Source organism: Spongiivirga sp. MCCC 1A20706 (assembly GCF_046524175.1).
GTDB lineage: Bacteria > Bacteroidota > Bacteroidia > Flavobacteriales > Flavobacteriaceae > Spongiivirga.
The window spans coordinates 14,374-33,952 of record NZ_JBEFZF010000001.1 but is presented as its reverse complement, the minus strand read 5'-3'; the positions used below and the strand labels follow the sequence as shown (position 1 = coordinate 33,952).

Annotated in this window: 16 protein-coding genes and 1 tRNA gene; 8 read left to right on the top strand and 9 right to left on the bottom strand. The window is 35.7% G+C overall.

Features of this window, described 5'->3' with window-relative positions; genetic code table 11:
• Window positions 1-10 precede the first annotated feature (10 nt).
• The 3 genes from ABN763_RS00130 to ABN763_RS00120 all read right to left on the bottom strand — a co-directional run bounded on the left by ABN763_RS00130 (window position 11) and on the right by ABN763_RS00120 (window position 6,061).
• Entirely contained in the window at window positions 11-3,115 is a 3,105-nt protein-coding gene (locus tag ABN763_RS00130) for a SusC/RagA family TonB-linked outer membrane protein (protein WP_410483374.1), read from the bottom strand.
• Between the two features lie 487 nt (window positions 3,116-3,602).
• A complete protein-coding gene (locus tag ABN763_RS00125; RefSeq protein WP_410484162.1) occupies window positions 3,603-3,980 on the bottom strand; it encodes a cupin domain-containing protein in 378 nt (125 codons plus the stop codon).
• A 14-nt stretch (window positions 3,981-3,994) separates the two neighbouring features.
• Entirely contained in the window at window positions 3,995-6,061 is a 2,067-nt protein-coding gene (locus ABN763_RS00120) for a polysaccharide lyase family 7 protein (protein WP_410483373.1), read from the bottom strand.
• A gap of 318 nt (window positions 6,062-6,379) precedes the next feature.
• Between ABN763_RS00120 and ABN763_RS00115 the strand changes: the two genes are divergently transcribed.
• The 8 genes from ABN763_RS00115 (at window position 6,380) to ABN763_RS00080 (ending at window position 13,818) form a co-directional block, all read left to right on the top strand.
• Window positions 6,380-6,463, top strand: a tRNA-Leu gene (locus tag ABN763_RS00115).
• A gap of 345 nt (window positions 6,464-6,808) precedes the next feature.
• On the top strand, window positions 6,809-7,708 hold the full coding sequence (locus ABN763_RS00110) for a MerR family transcriptional regulator (RefSeq protein ID WP_410483372.1): 900 nt from the start codon (window positions 6,809-6,811) through the stop codon (window positions 7,706-7,708).
• A gap of 17 nt (window positions 7,709-7,725) precedes the next feature.
• Window positions 7,726-9,183: a phytoene desaturase family protein gene (locus ABN763_RS00105; RefSeq protein ID WP_410483371.1), complete on the top strand. Its 1,458-nt coding sequence runs from the start codon at window positions 7,726-7,728 to the stop codon at window positions 9,181-9,183.
• Window positions 9,184-9,194: 11 nt separating this feature from the next.
• A complete protein-coding gene (locus ABN763_RS00100; protein ID WP_410483370.1) occupies window positions 9,195-10,034 on the top strand; it encodes a phytoene/squalene synthase family protein in 840 nt (279 codons plus the stop codon).
• A gap of 7 nt (window positions 10,035-10,041) precedes the next feature.
• On the top strand, window positions 10,042-10,494 hold the full coding sequence (locus tag ABN763_RS00095) for a beta-carotene hydroxylase (protein ID WP_410483369.1): 453 nt from the start codon (window positions 10,042-10,044) through the stop codon (window positions 10,492-10,494).
• A 9-nt stretch (window positions 10,495-10,503) separates the two neighbouring features.
• The gene (crtD, locus tag ABN763_RS00090) at window positions 10,504-11,976 is read left to right on the top strand and encodes a 1-hydroxycarotenoid 3,4-desaturase CrtD (protein ID WP_410483368.1); all 1,473 of its coding nucleotides are present in this window, start codon (window positions 10,504-10,506) and stop codon (window positions 11,974-11,976) included.
• Window positions 11,973-12,605: a carotenoid biosynthesis protein gene (locus ABN763_RS00085; protein ID WP_410483367.1), complete on the top strand. Its 633-nt coding sequence runs from the start codon at window positions 11,973-11,975 to the stop codon at window positions 12,603-12,605. Before crtD ends, ABN763_RS00085 begins: the two co-directional genes overlap by 4 nt.
• Window positions 12,606-12,885: 280 nt before the next feature.
• Window positions 12,886-13,818, top strand: coding sequence for an alpha/beta fold hydrolase (locus tag ABN763_RS00080; protein WP_410483366.1), 933 nt, complete (start codon window positions 12,886-12,888; stop codon window positions 13,816-13,818).
• On the opposite strand, the gene ABN763_RS00075 is transcribed toward ABN763_RS00080, so the two are convergent.
• From ABN763_RS00075 to ABN763_RS00050, 6 genes are all read right to left on the bottom strand, one after another.
• Window positions 13,804-14,367 carry a TlpA family protein disulfide reductase gene (locus ABN763_RS00075; RefSeq protein WP_410483365.1) on the bottom strand — a complete coding sequence of 188 codons (564 nt, stop codon included), beginning with the start codon at window positions 14,365-14,367 and terminating at the stop codon, window positions 13,804-13,806. The two genes, ABN763_RS00080 and ABN763_RS00075, sit on opposite strands and share 15 nt — an antisense overlap.
• A gap of 324 nt (window positions 14,368-14,691) precedes the next feature.
• Window positions 14,692-15,369 (bottom strand): Crp/Fnr family transcriptional regulator, encoded by a 678-nt coding sequence (locus ABN763_RS00070; protein WP_410483364.1) that lies wholly within the window; start codon window positions 15,367-15,369, stop codon window positions 14,692-14,694.
• 65 nt (window positions 15,370-15,434) lie between these two features.
• Window positions 15,435-16,622, bottom strand: a complete 1,188-nt coding sequence (locus ABN763_RS00065; protein ID WP_410483363.1) for an acetate/propionate family kinase — start codon at window positions 16,620-16,622, stop codon at window positions 15,435-15,437.
• A gap of 11 nt (window positions 16,623-16,633) precedes the next feature.
• Entirely contained in the window at window positions 16,634-18,727 is a 2,094-nt protein-coding gene (pta, locus tag ABN763_RS00060; RefSeq protein ID WP_410483362.1) for a phosphate acetyltransferase, read from the bottom strand.
• Window positions 18,728-18,806: 79 nt separating this feature from the next.
• Entirely contained in the window at window positions 18,807-19,175 is a 369-nt protein-coding gene (locus ABN763_RS00055) for a DUF4870 domain-containing protein (protein ID WP_410483361.1), read from the bottom strand.
• 73 nt (window positions 19,176-19,248) lie between these two features.
• Entirely contained in the window at window positions 19,249-19,566 is a 318-nt protein-coding gene (locus ABN763_RS00050) for a DUF4870 domain-containing protein (RefSeq protein ID WP_410483360.1), read from the bottom strand.
• Between the last annotated feature and the right edge of the window lie 13 nt (window positions 19,567-19,579).

Sequence of the window (19,579 nt, the reverse complement as noted above, 5' to 3'; positions counted from 1 at the left end):
CTTTTTAAGATTAAAAATCGATATTTAAACCAAATGATACTGTTCTAAATATTGGAGAACCAGCTCGTTGTGCACCAAAAGCTCTTGGGTTTTGGTTTTCAACAAATTCTGGATTAAAACCTTTATAGTCGGGAGCAGTAATATAAAGCAGGTTCTGTCCCGTTATGTAGGCTCTCAAACCAGTTAAGCCGATGCTTGACAATACATCCGGGGAAAAGTTATATCCAATATTGACATTTCGTAGTGAAAAATAATCAGCACTTTGAACGACCTCGCTTGTCAGTACTTTTTCTTGAATAAATGAAGGATGTGGTATAAGACCATCTGCAACGGCCTGTAAAGCACCACCATCACGAGTACTATTACCAAACCAGTTGAAGAAAAACTGATCACCAATATTTTTAACCTGTGCTCCTAGGCTTCCTTGTACCATGAATGAAAAATCCCAATTTCCATATTGAAAGTTATTCGTAAAACTGTAAATTAAATCGGGATAAGGATCTCCTAGAATCGTCTTATCTTCTTCAGTAATAATACCATCACCATTCAAATCCTTTACGATAGTATCTTCTGCCTGTCCGTTAATTCGCCTCCACGGATCATTTACATAAGCCGTTCTAAATGTAGTGTCATCATAAATTTCATTATCAACAACGAAGCCCCAGAAAGACGATAATGGCTCACCAATTCTGTTGATCCATTGTGAATTTCTTCCATACACGTCTTCAATAAGTGCATTATTAGAATCACCAAAGCTTAACAACTCATTTTTATTTGTAGATGCAATAAAGGTAGAATTCCAGCTAAATTTCTCTTTACTAATGTTTCTGGTCCTTAACTCAAATTCAACACCTCGGTTTTGCACTTCTCCCAAGTTTACAATACCACCGTTAAAACCAGTTACGTATGACACCGGGTTATTCAACAACAACTCATTGCTGTTACGTTGGTAAAAATCTAACGATCCAGTAATTCTATTATTTAAGAACCCATAGTCTAAACCAAATGTTGTTTCTTCAGAAGCTTCCCACTGCAAATCGTTATTTGCAATATTTAAAGGAGATACCCCAGCAACGTTGGCGCCATCGATAATTGCATTTGAATTTTGCAAAAGTGCCAAATATGGCCATGCATTTACAACCGCAGATCCAACATTGAAGTTTTCAGCACCTGTTAAACCATAACTGGCTCTAAACTTAAGATTGCTCACCACTTCGCTATCGCTTAAGAAACTCTCTCTAGCAGCATTCCAACCGATGGAAACTGCCGGGAAAGTACCCCATTTAGTATCCCTACCAAAAACAGAACTACCGTCTCTTCTGAACGAAGCATTAAATAAGTATTTACCTGCATAAGCATAGTTTAAACGAACAAAATACCCCACTTTAGTGGTTTCCACATTAAACTGGTTTGTAATGGTATTGTCAGGATTTGCTCCTTGCAGATTTGGAAGTCGATCATTTGTAAATCCACTTGCGGTAATTTGGCTTACTTCATTTTTACGCTGCTGAATAGTAACACCGCCCAACAAATTCAAATCGTGCTCACCAAACGTTTTATTATATGAAAGTGTATTATCATTGACAATTCGAGTTCTGTAACGATTTTCAAGAAAATAACGTGAACGGCTATTTCCAGAACGATGATAGTTAGTACCATCATATCGATCTCTTTTACGCTGATCCAAAGTTATACCCATGGATGTTTTAGCAATAAGACCATCCGCTATTTTGTAGCTTAAATAGGTAGAACCAAACAAGCGCGTATTGAACTCATAATGTTGTCTTTCAACGTACTGTTGATAAGGATTAGAATCACCTGAGGTACGTGGACGTTCAGTATTTCCGTCATTGTCAAAGTCCAAATTTACTAAATGATCCTCCCAGAAATAATCACCTACACCCACATCAGGATATCTCGACCTGTCAATGAACTGCAGAGATTCTTCCGTATGAAAAATAGGCAACCAAGGCGATTGACGCGTCGGATTATGAACAGAGGTCGGTAAACGTCTCTGCTCAGTGTAAGATGGTGTAAAACGAACTCCGAACTTCAACTTCTTACCTATTTTGGTGTCAATTTTTACATTTGCTGTATACAACTTATAATCATCAGTAAGTACTACGCCTTGATCACCTAAGTATCGTAGAGATGCACTAAACTTCGTGTCTTGTGTACCACCTCTTGCTGCTAAAGAATGACTGGTAATATTACCACCATCAAAAAATACATCTTGCCAATCTCTATCAACTCCGGTTGCAGCTACAATCGCTTGGGCATATAGGGTTTCGCCAGAAAGAGTTCCTGTTGCTGCTTGTTCTTTGGCAGCCCATTCATCTAAGTCTTTTCTGTAATCATCGCTACCGTGTGCACTTTTATACCCTGTATAGGTTTGGTAGCTAAACTTTGTTTTACCAGCCTTACCGCTCTTAGTAGTAATCAATATCACACCATTTGCTCCTTCACTACCATAAATAGAGGCAGAAGCCGCATCTTTCAATACTTCAAACGATTCGACATCATTGATGTCAATGCTAGCAAGAAATTCTGAACTCAACACTATACCATCTACGACCAATGCAGGGCCTGAGCTAGCATTAACCGATCCGATACCGCGAATTGTTATTGTAGGCGCCGCACCCGCTTCAGCACTGGTGGCCTGGACATTTACACCAGATACCTGACCAATTAAGGCGTCGTCTGCCCTAGATACAGAAATTTGATCTAAAGTTTCGTTAACCACTTTTGAAATAGAACCTGTGATAGTTGATTTTTTCTGGGTACCGTATCCTATAACGACCACCTCATCTAACTGTTTTGTGTCTTCAGCTAAAACGATATTTAGATTATTTTGACTTGCTATAATTATGGTCTGCGTTGTATAACCTATATAAGAGACCTGAACAACGTCACCTGTTTTAACTTGGATCTGAAATTTCCCGTCAAAATCAGTAGTCGTCCCTTTTTTGGTGTTGGTAATGATTACGTTAACCCCGGGTATAGGAACTTTATTAGCATCTGATACAATACCAGACAACAAATAACCATCTTGTGCCACCAGTACGACTTGGCAAAGCAACAAAATGACTAGTGTCAGTTTAATTTTAAGATTCATTTTAGTTTTGTTTTGTTAAATTAATTCCAGCGCTTAGATTCAAATTGTTAGACAGAACCTCGCTTTTCTCATACCGAAATACACAACATAAAAGTCATCTTAAATTAATATCTTTGTAGTACGCAATCGGTAATCGATTTGTGTGAAGAATTACTTCCCTCCGAAAGAAGTAATGTTGAAAAAGGATAGGCGTGCACCTGTCCTTTTTTTATTTTAAAAATATGGTTTCATACAAGAATTAGTTAAGGTTAATTAATATAGAGTTTGTTGTTTTATTTGGTAAACCAAATTGGATAACCAGTTTGGTTTACCAAATATATGTTATTTTTATGTTAATAGAAAAATGAAGTGCTTATTTTAAATGTTAAAGTTTTGAAGGAACCTTATTTTTTATCGAAAAGAATCAGAAAAACGCTTTTTTATTTGATAATTTTTAATAGTTCACAAAAACAACAGGCTTTACTTCCTCTATCTAAAAGAGGCTATTTCAAGACTCCTTATCACCAAAATATGATATCTGGTCGCCGCTTAAAAAATCTTCACGTACAGGACTGAAAGTGTCAATTAGCTCTCCTTCTTCTAAACATACTGCGCTATGCAGTAAATTGGGTTCGATGTAGACGCCATCTCCAGCTTCAATAATCTTTTTCTCTCCATCAATTTCAAATTCAAACTTACCAGAAACACAATATGTAGCCTGTGTATGAAAATGCTGATGCGGGGCGCCTAAAGCACCTTGTTCAAACTTTACTCTTACCATCATAATCTGGTTATCATAGCCTAAGAATTTTCTAGACACTCCTCCGCCAAGTTCCTCCCAGTTCATATTTTTTGTAAGAATGTACTTTTCGCTAAATCTTTTCATCATTGGTTTATGTTTTAATTCTTGTTTGTTTGTGGCGGAATTCCAGGACCAACGGTAGCTTCTCTAAACCATACTTCCGCGTAACAGCCATTTTCATATTGTTTAGCTATGTCGCCTCCAAATGTTTCTGCACCGGCACACCAAACCTTATTTTTTTCAAGACTTTTACCATTAGTTTGGTTATATGCACCTTGCTTAAAGTAACCCAGTTCACCACTATAGGCTATGGCTCTTTCTATTCCATCTTGCCCTATTGGTACAAATAGTTTCTCGACTTGATCAGGTATATCAGATTTATTTACATACTCCGATTTAATTAAGTTTTTAGTAAACGTTCTGGTTGCATGACCTTCGCTTTTGAATGTTAGATACATAATACCTTCATAAACATTTACTACATAACTAAATTCTTCACCCAACTCTATACCATCTGAAGGTTCCGCAGGCTCATCATTTTTACTTTTGCCGATAACAGACATATCGTAACCCCATACAGCAGTTGAATAGTCCCACCTACCTGAATTATCATCCCCGGCGGTATTAATTTCATAATTCCAAAAAACTGACCCTTTTGTATGTCCTGGAAATTTTTTGTAAAATATTTTTAATGGTTCATTTTCATGACCTTCACCACTATGAATTTGCCCAACCACCACCGAATATGAGGCAGCAACCCGTGCATCACCAGACACAGAAACCTGCATCACCTTGCAAGTACCAGTTAGCCTACCCCCTTCTTCGGGTACCCATTCTCTTTTTTCATGCAACTCTGTTCTGGTGTTACTAGAGTTTTTTGAGGTGACTCCAGAATTCGGAGTTTTATAAACTACCCATCGTCTTGTTCCATCAATTACTGTGTAAAAGAAGTCATCATGTTGAAATTTAGTGAGATCGTCAGCTTTAGTACCGTCCCCAAGTAGTATTTTGAATTTATCCATGAACGGAATAACCTCGTGTGGATACACGATTTTATTACTTAACCCATCATTAGCTTTGAAATAGCCAGCATTTGAAATCGCGTCATCGCTTATTTCAATTTTTGCTGACTTAAACCAAACTTCTGCATAGTTCCCGTCGGCATATTGCTTATTAAGATCCCCATTATGGGTTTCAGCACCTGAACACCAAACTTTATTTACTTTTGGGTCTTTTCCGTTGGTTTGATTGTAACTGCCTAATTTAAAAAAGAGGCCTTCTTCAGCATATGCATTTTCACGCTCTACTCCATCCTGACCGATGGGTACAAATAGCCTTTTCACCTGTTCAGGCATATCCGCTCTTTTTGAATATTCAGATGTGATAAGATTTTTAGTGAATGTTTTAGTTTCATGCCCTTCGCTAGTAAATTTAAGATACATGATCCCTTCCTTAACTTCTACTTCGTAGCTAAACTCTTCGCCTAACTCAATACCGTCGTCAGGTTCTGGTGGATAGGTATTTTCATCAGGTCCAACAACTGAAAAATCATAGCCCCAAATAGGATGCGAATAATCCCACCTTTTAGCATTATCATCACCTGCTGTGTTAATTTCATAATTCCAGAATACTGAACCCCTTTTGTGCCCAGGGAATTTTTTATAAAAGATTTTTAAAGGTTCGTTTTCGTGTCCATCTGCACTGTGAATCTGCCCCACTACTACCGAGTATGTAGCTGCAACACGGGCATCTCCGGTAGCGGCAACATTCATCACCTTAAGCGTAGCATTCATTTTAGCCAGTGTCAAGGGAGACCATTTTTTTAGTTGAGCAAGTTCTGTTCTAGTATTGTTAGATGTACCATGTGTATTTCCAGCATTGGGGGTCTTAAATACAACCCAATCACCTTTATCATCGCTTTCAGTGTAAAAGAAACTTTCGTCCTCATACTTCGTTGCCTGACCAGCATTGGCGCCATCGCCTAAAATTAAGTTCCAATGTTGGAAAAATGGTATGATATCGTTTGGCTTACTTCCTACAGATGCTAGTTCCTTATGCTCATTTGTTTTATTTTTTTTGCTTTCCGAGCAATTGCATAAAAAAAAGATTGATGCGAGTATTAATGAATACCTATAACATGTGTTTATGGATATATTGAAGCTCATTTAAGGTTGTGTTTATTTTAGAGAATACCAATTTGTTGACAATATCATCAAAGATTGAAAAACATCAATTCATTTGAAAAAGTGCTTTCATAAAATTGGTTTACCAAATTGGTTTACCAAATATATGCTTATTTATGAAACTGTCAAAAATTTAACATAAAATGCGCTTACAAAAATTGTTTTGCAGGAAAATCAACGGTCTTCTTTACCATGACTTTTGTCTCTTAACTACTTGATTAAGCAAAGAACTTCTTAAAAATCTAAAATAAAATTTCACCCTTTGATAAAGCATATTATATTTGCGCTCTACTTTAAAAAGCGTACGTGGCGGAATTGGTAGACGCGCTGGCTTGAGGGGTCAGTGACCATTAGGTCGTGGAAGTTCGAATCTTCTCGTACGCACTTTTACCGATATCAAATTTATTTATAGATTTTCGAAGTATCTTCCCTGGAACCCAAAATGTCGTGTGCTTTAGATAGCTGCTTCACCTACATAATTCGCATTGTTTGCTTGAAAGTTCTAATATCCAAAGAACATCAAATCTGCCACCATTAATTTAAGTTATTTATAACGATTATTGTTTGAAACAATATTTGAAAGCAGATCGCTTATCTACCCACTAAAAATTGGCCAAACGAGTTATTATTTTGTCTTATTTAGTCCTTTTTGAATAGGTTAAAAAAAGCTGAAAAATAGCTTATATGTGGTAAAAAATGTTATTTTTGTTTAAACAATTGCTATAAAGAATGAACAATGTAAAGAATTATTTCAGCATTAAGGATCTAGAAAATCTTTCTGGCATAAAGGCACATACCATACGTATTTGGGAAAAACGCTATAATCTGCTGGCGCCAGATCGAACTGATTCTAACATACGTTTATATGATTTAAAGAACCTTCAAAAGCTTTTAAACATCACTTTGTTGTATAACAATGGTTACAAAATTTCTAAAATAGCGAATATTGAAGAAGATAAGATTCCCATTGTTGTTAGAGAAATTGTCTCAGAAAATAGTGTTAAGAGTCACTCCATTAATGCATTTAAACTTGCAATGATCAATTTTGATCAGACCATGTTTTTTAATACGTACAACAGCCTGTTGACTAATAAGTCATTTAGAGAAATTTTTCATGAAGTATTTATTCCTCTTTTAAATGAGCTAGGATTGTTATGGCAAACCGATACAATTAGTCCTTCCCATGAGCACTTCATCACCAGTTTGGTTAAACAAAAAATATTAATCAATACTGAAAAGATTCAGCATCTAGAACCCACTAAGAAGGATCGCATTTTCGTGCTTTATCTACCAGAAAATGAGATTCATGAAATTGGATTGTTATACTTAAATTACGAAGTCATTCTCCATGGTTACAAAGCCATTTTCCTAGGGCAGACTGTACCTATCGATAGCCTTCAAGATCTCCTTAACTACTACGGAGATTTGACATTTATATCTTATTTTACCATTGAACCTAATCAGTCGAAAATTGATGATTATTTAAAAGAATTTTCTGAAAAAATTGGTAGTCAAGGTAACAACGAATTGTGGATTTTAGGACAACAAACCCGTCGCCTCAAAAACTTTAGCCTGCCAAATAAAGTGAAGATTTTTGATTCTATTGACAGTTTAATCAGTATCTTATAAAAATATCTTTTAATTTAATGAGTAAAACCATTTGTATTATCGGGTCCGGCTTCTCATCGCTATCCGCTGCTTGCTATCTTGCCAAACAAGGACATCAAGTACAAGTATTTGAAAAAAATGATACAGCGGGTGGGCGCGCGCGCCAACTCATTAAAGATGGTTTCACTTTTGATATCGGACCTAGCTGGTATTGGATGCCTGATATATTCGACAAATTTTTTGGCGATTTTGATAAAAAAACTAGCGATTATTATGAGCTGGATAAGTTGAGCCCGGCTTACAAAATTTTCTTTGCTGATGATGTCATCACTATTGGCGATTGCATGGAAAAAATATGTGAGGAATTTGAACGCATTGAAAAAGGAAGTTCTAAACATTTACAAAAGTTCATAAACCAAGCTCAACGAAACTATGATATTGCCATTAATAAAGTGGTGCTTCGACCAGGACTCTCTCCTTTTGAGTTAGTGACTAAGGAAACTGTTACCAGAGTTGATCAATTTTTTAAAACGATCAGCGGTCAAGTACGAAAGCAATTCAAAAACCCGAAACTTGTAAGCACTTTAGAATTTCCTGTACTCTTTCTAGGGGCAAAACCCAGTAAGACGCCCTCATTCTACAACTTCATGAATTTTGCTGATTTTGGGCTGGGTACTTGGCACCCTAAGGGTGGGATGTTTGAAATTATCAAGGCGATGACTTCTCTTGCTGAAGAGTTGGGTGTAACCATTAATACCGGGAGTCCTGTTGAAAAAATAGTCGTTGAAAATGGTAAATCCACAGGGATTACTGTAAACGGACGTTTTCACCAATTTGATATCGTATTAAGTGGTGCTGATTATCATCATTCAGAAACGCTCGTAGATAAACAATACCGGCAATACTCAGAAGAATATTGGAGTAAAAAGACATTTGCTCCTTCTTCATTATTGTTCTATGTAGGGTTTGATAAAAAGATTGAAGGTGTTGAACATCACAATCTATTTTTTGATACTGATTTTGAACGTCATGCGTTCGACATTTATGATGAACCTAATTGGCCTGATGATCCGCTTTTTTACGTGAATTTCCCATCAGTGACCGATTCGTCTATGGCTCCCGACGGTTGTGATGGAGGCTTTTTCCTGATTCCAATAGCTCCAGGGCTAGAAGATACCCAACAATTGCGTGATCAATATTTTGACATCATTATTGATCGCTTAGAAAAGTTAACCGAACAAGAAGTCAGACCACATATACTCTTTAAAGAATCGTTTTGCGTAAACGATTTTATCGAGCAGTACAACTCTTATAAAGGCAATGCCTACGGTATGGCGAACACCTTAACGCAAACTGCTTTTTTAAGACCAGGTCTTAAAAGTAAAAAAGTAAAAAACCTATTTTTTACCGGACAATTAACTGTCCCCGGGCCTGGGGTACCTCCTGCATTAATATCAGGGAAATTGGTAGCAGACCTAATTAATAAACAACCTTAAACCACAACATTATGAAAGCACTTTTTGATACCGTGTCCTACCAATGTAGCAAGCTTGTAACTACATCGTATAGTACGTCGTTTTCAACAGCTACGAAAATGCTTGCTCCTTCAATACGCCAAGATATTTTTAATATTTACGGCTTTGTTCGCTTTGCAGATGAAATAGTTGATACCTTTCATGATTACGATAAAAGAAAGTTGTTCGAAAACTTTGAGGCAGATCTGGAAAATGCGTTGGAGGATAAAATTAGCCTTAATCCTATTTTAAATTCGTTTCAATATACTTTTCATAAATACGATATTGACAAAGATTTGATAAAGGCTTTTATGAAAAGTATGCGCCTTGATCTTGACAAACAAGTATATCTTACTCAGGAAGAGTATAGAGAATATATTTATGGCTCAGCGGATGTGGTTGGTCTAATGTGTTTAAAGGTTTTTGTAGGTGGTAATCAGGATAAATACGACGAGTTAAAGGAGAGCGCAATGAGTTTAGGCTCTGCTTTTCAAAAAGTGAATTTCCTGCGTGATTTAAAAGCGGATTTTGAAGATTTAAGTCGCACTTATTTTCCCGGAACCAACCTTGAACGTCTAGATGAAGCTTCAAAAGCCAAAATTATACAAGAAATTGAAGAAGATTTCGCAAAGGGTTTAAGCGGAATTAACAGGCTACCTGTTGAAGCAAAATTTGGAGTATATACGGCCTATCGTTATTACAAAAAGTTATTGACGAAGCTGAAAAAGACACCAAGTATGGAAATAAAAAACAAACGCATCCGAGTTGCAGATTATCAAAAAGTGCACTTACTTGCGCGTTCATATGTTAAATGTCGTCTAAATCTAGTATAACAGTATTATGACAAATATTGCTATTGGTCTTTTAATATTCTTAATGACCTTTTGTATCATGGAGTTTATGGCCTGGTTTACTCATAAATATGTAATGCATGGTTTTTTATGGAGTTTGCACAAGGATCATCATCATAAAGACCATGACTCATGGTTTGAACGTAATGATGCATTTTTCATTTTCTATGCAGTTATTAGTATGAGTTTTATCATGATTGCCAATAATACGTCATTTTGGTACGGTTGGGGAATTGGATTTGGGATTTTGGCCTATGGTATTGCATATTTTGTCGTACATGACATCTTCATACACCAACGCTTTAAAATGTTCCGTACAACCAATAATTGGTACGCAAGAGGAGTTCGTCGTGCCCATAAAATTCACCATAAGCACCTAGGAAAAGAAGATGGTGAGTGTTTTGGAATGCTATTCGTTCCTTTTAAATACTTTAAAAAATAATAATATACAATGGCAAAGGCTCTTGTAATAGGATCTGGTATAGCAGGTCTAGCCACCGCCATTAGACTTCAGCAAAAGGGATATAAAACTTTAGTTTTAGAAAAAAACTCCTATCCAGGCGGAAAATTACATGCCATAAATAAAGATGGTTTTCGATTCGATCTAGGCCCTTCCCTATTTACGATGCCGCATTTTGTAGACGAATTATTTAGGATAAACAATATTGAACCTTCTGAGCATTTTAACTACAAAAAAAAAGAAGTCATTTGCAATTACTTTTGGGACGATGGTACTAAATTTTCAGCGAAGTCATCTACTAAAAAGTTTACGAAAGATGCTGCTGTTGTTTTTAACACCGATATAAAAACATTAACTAAATACCTTAAAAATGCTAAACTGAAATACGATCTAACCGCTAGCTTATTTCTAGAAAAATCACTTCATAAACTAAAAACTTATCTATCAAAAAACACTGTAAGTGCGATTGCACAATTATATAAATTACATATAAACAGTAGCTTGGATGAAGTTAATAAATCGTATTTTAAAAACGAAAAGTTGCAACAGCTTTTCAATCGCTTTGCCACGTATAATGGCTCATCCCCTTATAAAACACCTGGTATTATGTCGATGATACCACATTTAGAAATGCATTACGGTACTTTTTATCCGCTAAATGGAATGCATCAAATATCCCAAAGTCTATACAAATTAGCTCTGCAAATAGGTGTTGAAATCAAGTTGTCGCAGGAAGTAACAAAAATCAATATTGAACAAAACAAAACGACTGGAGTATCCACTAATGAGCATACTTTTGAGGCTGATTTGGTGGTTTCTAATGTTGATGTTTTTCCGACGTATAGAGCGCTGATGAGCGAACAAATACAACCCGAAAAAATACTTAGGCAGGAACGCTCTAGTTCAGCCTTGATTTTTTATTGGGGAATTGATAGAGAATATCCGGAGCTGGACCTTCATAATATCTTATTTAGTAATGATTATGAAGATGAGTTTAATACGATTTTTAAGCAAAGAAGTCTAAATAATGATCCCACCGTTTACATTAATATAACAAGCAAAGAAGATAAAAATGATGCTCCTATTGGATGTGAAAACTGGTTTATAATGATTAACGCACCAGGACGGTACAATCAAAACTGGCCAGCATTGATACAACATGCTAAAAAGTGTATCATTAGCAAAATTAATAAAGCACTCAATACGAGCATTGAAAAACACATTGTTACTGAGCATATTCTTGATCCTAGAGGTATTGAAAAAGAAACATCAAGTTACCGTGGCGCACTATACGGAGCGGCCAGTAATAACAAGTTTGCAGCCTTTTTAAGACACCCAAATTTCTCGAGCAAGATTAAAAATTTATATTTCTGTGGTGGCTCAGTGCATCCAGGTGGTGGTATTCCGCTTTGTCTGCTATCAGCAAAAATTGTAAGTGATTTGGTACCAAAACCCGCAGTATGACGTTAACGAAAAACAATCTCGCTTGTTTTATAATTATCCTTTTTCATGTTACTGCGGTTATTGGGGTGTCTATTGGTTTTCAAGATTGGTTTATTGCGAAAACACCATTGAATCTACTCGTAGTAACAGTCCTCTTTTTTATTCTTTTTCCTATTGCAAGTAAACGAAACATCATACTATTCCTTATGTTTTTCGGGCTAAGCATATTTGCTGAATGGCTGGGTGTTACATATGGACTTATCTTTGGTGAATACAGTTACGGTGCTAATTTTGGACCTAAAGTATCAGGAGTTCCTCTATTTATTGGTGCTAAATGGGCCATACTTACATTTGTTTCTAGCAGAATTTCGCATCGGTTCTTAAAAAGCAAATGGCTTATTAGTTTGTCTGGGGCATCTTTTATGCTATTATTAGACTTTTTCATGGAAAAGTCAGCTCCTGTTTTTGATTTTTGGGAGTTTAAAGGTGGTATCGCACCATTACAAAATTACGTAGGATGGTTCGGATTGGCATTTCTGTTTCAATATATATTGAATATAAAAAAGAATGAAGGCAACCTCGCGATTAGCTATACTATATACTTCGCTCAGTTACTATTTTTTCTTTACTTCTTTTTTTATAATAGTTAATTAGTTTTCTAATTCAACCCAAATACCAAAGGTGTTTAAAAGATGAAACAAGAAAAAGTTCCTTTTACACCGATCTAGTTCATGCATTTTTCCTATCATTTAGCTGATTTTTAAATAGATAAACCAAGTCGTTAGAGCATTTAATTTTTACAAACACTTACCTATTATTGGTATTTACAACATGGAAAGTTACCCTCTCCTTTCGTATATAGTAATCCGTCATTATCCTTAAAAAAGATAGAAAGGGCATAATTTGTATGAAATTTAATATCTTATGTAAATGAGAATAAAAAAGCTTGTTGGCCGAGTTGTCTTAACAATTGTAATTATCATATCGACTATCTTTTTATGTTGCTATGCACCTGACAAAACCGTTGGCGATTTAAAGGAGATTTACACCTATCAAGATTCTCATTTTATTAATGTTGATGGGCTAAATGTACATTATAGAAAAACAGGTAGCGGCCCTGTTTTATTATTACTTCACGGCACTGGCTCTTCATTACATACTTGGGAGGAATGGACCAATTTACTAAAGAATGATTTCACCATTATTAGCTTAGATCTTCCCGCTTACGGTCTCACAGGCCCAAACACAAATGCCGATTATTCCATTAAAGGTTATGTTTCTTTTTTAAATGATTTTATAAATGAATTACAGCTTGATTCATTTTATCTGGCCGGCAACTCACTGGGAGGATGTATTGCATGGAATTATACCTATAAATTTCCTGAAGAGGTCAAAAAATTAGTACTGCTAAATGCAACAGGATATCCTAGCTATAAGGAATCATCGATGGTATTTAAGTTAGCACGAAATGATTACGCTAATAAAATAATGTTACGCTTTACCCCTAAGTTTTTAGTCCGAAAAAGTCTTAAAGAGGTTTTTTTTAATAAGAATCTTGTTACTGATAAAATGGTGAACCGCTATTACGATTTACAGTTACGGGAAGGCAACCGTCAAGCGTTTATAGATCGTGCTAAAACTAAATACGATGTAGACCCAAAAGCCATTCAACTTATTAAACAACCGACGCTGATTTTATGGGGTAAGGACGATGCATGGGTACCGTTAGTCCACGCAAAACGATTTAAAAAAGATCTTAAAAAGGCTGAACTTATAATTTACCCCAAAACCGGCCATGTTCCAATGGAAGAGCAACCCCAAAAAAGCGCCAAGGATACAAAGAACTTCTTACTCACCGATTAATTCGTCTAACGTTTTTCGCACTAGTTCGCTATTCCAATTGGCGGCTCCTGTTTCATCTACAACAATCTTTCCTTCTCTATCTATGATAAAAGTTGCAGGAATACTTCTTGAATAAATCTCTTTAGATGGCATTGACTGCATTTGGTATACTGGTAAATCAAAATCTTTCTTTTCCAGAAAAGGAATAGTTTTCTTAGCAGCTTCATTGGTAACAATGTAAAACGAAACGCGATCTCCGTAGTCTTTATAAAGTTCATTAATAGAGGGCATTTCCGCTACACATGGCGGGCACCAAGTTGCCCAAAAATTCAAAAATATAACCTCACCTTTGGCACTTTTAAAATTCGTTTTGGCCCCATCAATACTAACCAATTTCATATTGTAATTTTTTAACTCCGTACGGTTATCAACCTCAACAAGACTGGGCGATAGCCTCCCCAAAATCTTATGAACAGCTAACTTTATGGGAAAACTAGTTTGCGGAATTATCAATATGATGATTAGTACAAGTAATCCAATTTCACCAAAAGAAGGTTTTCTGAATTTCATTCGTTCTTTTTTATTTTTTTGCTGTTGCAAAACTTACAATCCAAGAGGGCATTAGCATTCGTCATGGAATACATAGCAATTATTATGACGCATTTATGTAAAAAAATAAGGTGTTGTTTCTAGGTCGAAACAACACCTTAAACTTAACAATTAATAACCTTATAATTGATTTTGCCTTAAACTTAGCCCGTAAAAAGTCCCTTATATCAAAATCAAAGGTTGTAACGTAACATCGTATTAGGTTAATGTTGCGTTATATATGTTGAACGAGAAAAATAAGGTGCTATTGTATAAAAAGAAATAACATCCTGTTAAAAAATATCGTCAAACCAATTCTCTTAAAAATCGAATTTCTTTTCTATCAAATTTGATGAATTCTTGTTCCTTCAATTCGTTCATCAATGTATTCAGTGTGGGCCGAGAAGTGCCTATTAAACAGGCAATATCGCGCTGAGTATACGGATGCTTTATTACCTTATTTCCTGTTTTTTCGCAATCATATCCATATTCTTCGCATAATTCACCTAAAAACTCAACTAAACGGGTACGAGTATCTTTATATAACAATAGTTGAAGTCTGCGCTCTAATTTCCTAATACGTAATCCTAAAAACTTATAAATTTTGAGGCTAAAGGTTTGATTGTCTCGCATTAGTTCATGCATAGTACTCACCGGAACAGGACAAACAGATGTTTTACTATCAATAGACTGAGCAAACTCATTTCGGGTTTCAACTCCTAAAATAGCTTTTTCACCAAAAATTTCACCTCGGGTTAAAATCGCTTTTACAACTTCTTCACCATCTTCGGTGTAATATCCTATTTTGACCTTTCCTTTATCAATTAAAAAAACCTTGTTGGCATTATCTTCTTCAAAATAGATATAATCCTTCTTTTTATAAAAGTGAAAATGATCTATATTGCTGGTTTTAAATCGCTTGAACTTATGCGGACATAAAACATTAAACAGATTTGTACCATCAAAATACCAAAGAGTATTCATAATTTTTTGGTGATTCTTTAATTGGTTATCTGACTGGTCGTAGAAATATCTCTTTCCTTACACTATTATTTAAAAATAATATAGGATTGTTTCGCAATCTCTAATTCTTCGTTAGTAGGAATCACCAAAATCTCGACTTTAGACGTCAGTTTCTTAATAGATCTGGTATGTTCTGATCTTGTTTTATTTAACTGCTCGTCAATCTGAATACCCATAAAATCCATACTTTCACAAACTAAAGACCTCATCTTTGCACTATTTTCTCCTATACCTGCGGTGAATACAATAGCATCAAGTCCATTTAACGCGGCTGCGTAGGCTCCAATATATTTTTTTATTCGATAGGCACTCATTAATAAAGCCAACTTACACACATCATTACCAGCATTTGCTTGTTGCTGAATTTCCCGAAGATCACTGTAACCTGTAAGGCCTAACATACCACTCTGCTTTTGCAATAGGGTATTTACTTCATTGACACTCATTCCTAGGGTAGTTTGCAAATATAAAAGTACTGACTGATCAATGTCTCCACTTCGCGTCCCCATAATCAATCCGTTCATGGGTCCAAAACCAAGGGAGTGATCAATGCTTTTACCATTCTTAACAGCAGTCATACTACACCCATTTCCTAGGTGTATGGTAATAATATTTTCAGACTTGTGTTTTCCTAAAAAGGCAATTGCTTTTTCAGAAACATATTTATGACTAGTACCATGAAAACCGTATAAACGAATATTATTCTCATCTAAAAACCGATTAGGTATAGCATATTTATATGCAATTTCAGGAATTGTTTGATGAAATGCCGTATCAAAGACTGCCACTTGTTTTGCATTTGGAAATAATTCTTCAGCAACCTCTATACCCGTTAAATTGGCAGGATTGTGAAGTGGTGCAAGTGCACTTAAATCTTTAATCGCTTTCTTAACCTCAGCATTTATCAACGTAGTTTTAGAAAATTTGATACCACCATGAACTACCCTATGCCCTATGAGTTTGATATCATCTTTGTTGGAAACGGTGGTTAATTCGTCTTCTAGTAACAGTGTGATAATCTGAGAGAGTCCCTCTTCATGATTCTTAATTTCCCCTTCTATTCGTTTTTCCTCATTACCGACTTTCAGTGATAAGGTACTATTGCTAAGGCCTATTCTATCAACCATTCCTTTACACAACAATTGCTCGGAAGGCATATCGATTAGTTGGTACTTTATTGAAGAACTACCGGAATTAATAACTAATACATACATATTTTGAAGGGTTAAACTTCTTGCGCTTGAATGGCTGTAATGATTACTGTATTAAATACGTCATCGACTGTACACCCCCTACTTAAATCATTAACGGGTTTATTCAAGCCTTGTAGCATCGGGCCTATAGCCAATGCTCCGGTTTCTCTTTGCACCGCTTTATAGGTATTATTACCGGTATTTAAATCTGGAAAAATAAGCACACTAGCTTGTCCAGCCACCTTACTATCCGGCAATTTTTTAGCCCCTACACTTTTATCAACAGCGGCATCATATTGAATTGGTCCCTCGATCTTAAGATCCGGTCGTTTTGACTTTACTAATTGTGTGGCCGCTCTAACAATGTCAACATCCTCACCCTTTCCAGAAGCGCCAGAAGAATATGACAACATTGCTATCTTAGGCTCAATACCAAAATTAATACTGGACTCCGCCGATGAAATAGCAATTTCCGCCAGCTGTTCAGCATTCGGGTTCGGGTTAATAGCGCAATCACCAAACACCGAAACGCGATCTTCTAAACACATGAAAAATACCGAAGAAACTACAGATACACCTGGTTTTGTTTTCACAAATTGCAAAGCAGGTCTAATCGTATGCTGTGTTGTATGCACGGCTCCAGATACCATTCCATCAGCATGTCCCTTATAAACCATCATGGTGCCGAAATAAGAAACATCTGTCATAAAATCTTTCGCCATATCCATATTTACTTGCTTATGTTTACGCAACTCGTAAAAGGTATTTACATAGTCATCGAAATTAGGTGAACCACTAGTGGTTATAATAGGTATTTTATCAAAAGGAAAATCGATTTGAAGTGAAGATACCTTACTTCTTATTTTTTTGGCATCACCAATTAATGTGATATCGACAATATTAGTGTTTACCAATTTCGCAGCGGCTTCAATAATACGTTCATCTTCTCCTTCTGGTAATACAATATGCTTTTTTGTTTTTTTAGCTCGATGCTGCAAATTATAGAGGAACATTTGTGGTGATATTCCGCTTGTTTTGAAATCTACTAGCGCTTTTGAAAGAGACCTTATATTAACGCTCTCATCAAAAACGGTTAATGAGGTTTCTATTTTCTGAGTACTTTCCGCGTAAATTCTACTTTTTATATTACCGATGGCGTTAGTGATGTTAAAGGTTCCTCCTTCTACCGAAACGATAGGAACATTAGCGGAAGCACCTTCTATTAACTTCAAAACAGAATCTTCTGGGAGCAATCCGCCGGTAAGAATAATCCCGGAAATTTCCGGATAATTACTACTACCATGTGCTTGTAAAGCCCCAAGGATAATATCGGCGCGGTCACCAGGAGTAATCACCAAACTCTTATCCTTTAATTTGGTTAAGTAATTGGGAAGATTCATCGCTCCAACTCCAAAATTACCTGTTTGATTGTTAAGATATTCCTTACCAAACAATACCTTACCATTTAAGTGTTGAACAATTTCCTTAATGGTAGGATTACCAAGGGTATCTATTGCGGGAATTACAAAAATCGCCACTTCCTCCGGTAGACAATCCTTTAATTTTTCTTTAGTAGTATATAGTTGATCACCAGGGATCTTGTTTGCAAAAACTGCAATAACATCAACGTCTTTTTCTTTGAAAGTATCATAAGCCATCTGCAAACTTCCCGATAGCTCTCTTTTCGTATTCCCAGCTCCACTGGCTACTATAATGGTTGGAATTCCTAAATTTCTTGCGATTATTGCATTTAAGTCAAACTCCATGATATTTCCCTCATCAGAAAAATCAGATCCTTCAACTAACACAAAATCATAGACTTCTTCTAACTGTTTGAATTTATGCAAAATGGTATTTTGCACTTCACTATCATGACCTTGGTTGTATTCATTGCGAATTTGACTCCGGGTAAATCCATAAGCGGTTTCCGGATCTTGATCCAGCTTGAAATAGTCGATAATCGTATTTATGTGATTATCTATTTCTCCTTTTTCAAAATCGTCCACTATAGGCCTAAAATACCCAACTCTGGGCATTGTCCCTAACAACATTCGCATTAAACCTAAAACAACTAATGATTTACCACTATGCGGTTCGATAGTGGCTACGTACACTGCTTTACTCATAGAAATAATTATGCAATAAATTTACGCATAATTGGGTGCAACAAGTTGATAGTTGTCATGAAATAAAAGGAAAATATTTTTAAAAAATAGGCAAACTAAACGGATAATAAGGCGACTCACCATTACTCGCCTTGATTGCATTAATTATTGGCATTACAAAGCCAAGTATCGCAATACCTATTAATGTAATAATTCCTAGTCCAAATAAGAAGATTAGTGGAATACTAATAATGCAGTAAATAAAAAGACTAATTTGAAAGTTTATAATCGATTTACCATGCTCATCCATATTCATTACACGGTCTTTATTACTAAGCCATAATACAAGAGGCACAATGAAGCCTCCGAAGCCGGTAATATAATCTAGTAATTGACTCAAATGGGTAATTACTAATAGTTGATTATCAGTTCTTGTTGGAATGACAACAGGTGTGTAAGAAGTTTCCATAATAATTCTTTTGATTGATTAATGCAGCTATATGACGCAAACTCTTCTAGTTTGTTACATCCTAATAATTTAATTAATGAATAATGGTAAAAATAATGGGGTAGTATGAAGGAGCTCCTTTACTGGCATTAATGGAACTTACAATCGGGAAAACCGCCAGATACAAGACTAAAAAAGGGAGCAGTAAAAACCCAATACAGAAAAAAGAAAGTGCAATTACTATAATTGTTAAAATAAGACCGCCAATATGAAAGTTAATCGCAGCTTTTCCATGTTCATCCATACCTTTAACATGATCTTTTTGTGCTACCCAAAATATTAATGGTCCCAGAATTCCGAAAAAAAGCCCAGTTAAGTGCATAATGACAATAAGGTTATTATCTTCTCTCATAATTTATCTGATA